The organism is Chamaesiphon sp. OTE_20_metabat_361, from assembly GCF_031364565.1.
The window spans coordinates 1-2,328 of the sequence record NZ_JANLWO010000563.1 but is presented as its reverse complement, the minus strand read 5'-3'; the positions used below and the strand labels follow the sequence as shown (position 1 = coordinate 2,328).

The 2,328-nt window shown below is 43.8% G+C and carries 2 protein-coding genes; both read right to left on the bottom strand.

Features of this window, described 5'->3' with window-relative positions; translation table 11 throughout:
- Positions 1 to 277: 277 nt before the first annotated feature.
- Positions 278 to 1,681 carry a cytochrome c biogenesis protein gene (locus RMO35_RS16160; protein ID WP_309742352.1) on the bottom strand — a complete coding sequence of 468 codons (1,404 nt, stop codon included), beginning with the start codon at positions 1,679 to 1,681 and terminating at the stop codon, positions 278 to 280.
- Between the two features lie 404 nt (positions 1,682 to 2,085).
- On the bottom strand, positions 2,086 to 2,328 hold a 243-nt coding region (locus RMO35_RS16155), incomplete at its 5' end, for a cytochrome c biogenesis protein CcdA (RefSeq protein WP_309742351.1).

Below are 2,328 nucleotides of genomic sequence, written 5' to 3'. Positions count from 1 at the left end.
AGACAAACCGATAAGTTTACTAGAGGACAGTCCCAGCACTCAGCCGGCTAACTCCAGTTTCGAGACCCAGACGTGTACTACTCTCGATCATGGGCACCACCTCCTAATATAATAATTGGATAGCTGTACTAGACAGCGGGTAATTTACTACCTAAAACTAGGTTAACACAGGCGCACGCCTTTGACAATCAGGATTAGAGCAGATCTAGGTTAAGTTAATTTAACATTAGTTATGGCCGCTGCTTCGCTGTAAATATCTAGCATTACCAGCCCCAAATTAGCTGACTACTGTCGGCACCTGGACATCGCTCATAACGTTGACTGTAGGCGCGTCTTGGAGCTTTTCGATAATCGCGATCGTTTCCCGCTCGAACACCACCTGAGCGCGATTTGTACGCCCACCTAGGTACAATTTGCCCTCTTTAGTTACTGCCCAGATTTGGGAATGAGAGAAGTAGCTCATGACTACGCCTGCCATCAATAAGCCAAAGCCTAAATAGACGATCGGAATTCCGGGATCGGCTTTAATCTGTAAGCCAGTACCACCAATCACTTCGAGGACTTTGAGCGTAACTCCATTGACCTCTAGTGAGCTGCCAGCGCGGACGCTAGATACTAGTTGTCCTTTGGTATCGTAAACCAATAATGTGCCCTGTAAGTCCTTGGCTAGCAGCGAGACACCTTCGCTCAGATCTGGCTTGGTGGGAATCCACGTTCCCCAAATGCGATTTTGGACGCCTTCCCCTAATTGTGCCATCGGGAGTCTAAAGATCGGGCTATTATTAATTCTGACTTTCACGCCGGAAATCGACCAGTCGGTTTGGTAATAATAAACGCCCTCATATTTCAAGGGTTTGTTGACGTGAATTGTTTGGCGATCGAGTTCTTTTTTGCTGGTATTATCGATCACTGATAGGTCGGAATAAAACTGATCGATCGTGCCAGCAGGGGTATATTCAATCCAGAAGCGATTGACTTTAACCGACCAATCTTTGGGGATTTGATTGCGTGCTAATGGCCCCGCATCGAGGATATTTTTGACTTGGAATGTTTCACCACTGGGTACCATCTCCTGCGCGATAAATCCTGTCATCGCTCCCCAGACACCGCCGAGAAGTGTCAAAATCATCCCGATATGGACGACAATCGGCCCGATCTTACCGATTAATCCTTTACGAGCATAAAGTTTATCACCTTCGGTAAAGATCTTGTATTTTTGAGTTTGTAACTGTGCTGAAAGTTCATCTAAATTGCGATCGTCGATTTCTGCGCTCAGCGCCAATCTCTGGAAGAATTTAGGATTATCATAAAATTTCCACTTCCGTGCCGATTTGAGCATCGGTAGTTGGGTGGTAAAGGTACAAGTCATCAGGCTAATGCCGAACAGTACTAATAATCCTAAATACCACCAAGTTCGATATACGTGGTCTAAACCGATAACTTGAATTACTTTCCAACTCAGAAAGCCAAACAAAGCTGGATGTTCGGGATAGTTAGCTTGATAAAATGCTGGCGTTTCGCCCTGTTCGATGACTGTCCCGGTAATACTTAAGACTGCGATAATCAGTACTAGCGCGATCGCGAATTTGAGATTGGCAATTACTGGAACGATTTTTTTACGCCACCACTGTTGGGGTATTTGCCAGAAGTTGTCTGAAGTTACGTTAGATTCGATCGCCATCTGTAAATTAGGGGTGAGGTTTTAGCTGTTAGGCTTTAGTGAATAAAGCAGTATTTGTAGTTCGTAGGGTGGGCAGTGCCCACCAACTGGATCTTAGCTATTACTGATAACAATTGTTTTGTTTGGAGAATGCCCACTATCTACTAATTTGCAAAATTTCAATAATCTAAAATAAGGATATTTATCTGCATATCTGTCGAGTCGATCGCACCTTAAATTTAGATGGTGGGCAGTGCCCACCCTACTTATGACTTACAATTTAATAGCCTGGGAAATTTTAATAATATAAAATGCGGATACTTTTATGCCTATCTATCGAATCGATTGGGTGTAAAATTTAGATGATGGGCAGTGCCCACCGTACAAATGTGTATATCCATATTATTAAAAATGCCGATCGACTATTAAAAACTTGGAATTCTAGTCAATAGTGAAAACACCCCAAATCCAATCAACAATACACCACTAGTCGGGGTAATCCAACCAGACCATTTACGCACTTCCAATAACTTTTTAATGACTGCCGTAAATGTTCCCGCCAATATCAATGGTGCCACATAACCAGCAGTGTACGCTAGGAGGAGTACCGCACCCAACCAGATATTACCCGTACTGGCGACCCAAGCAAGTAAGCTTGCCAAAACTGG

Excerpts from the sequence above, each read along its gene's own strand:
- RMO35_RS16160 (WP_309742352.1), bottom strand. The coding sequence starts at position 1,681 with ATGGCGATCGAATCTAACGTAACTTCAGACAACTTCTGGCAAATACCC.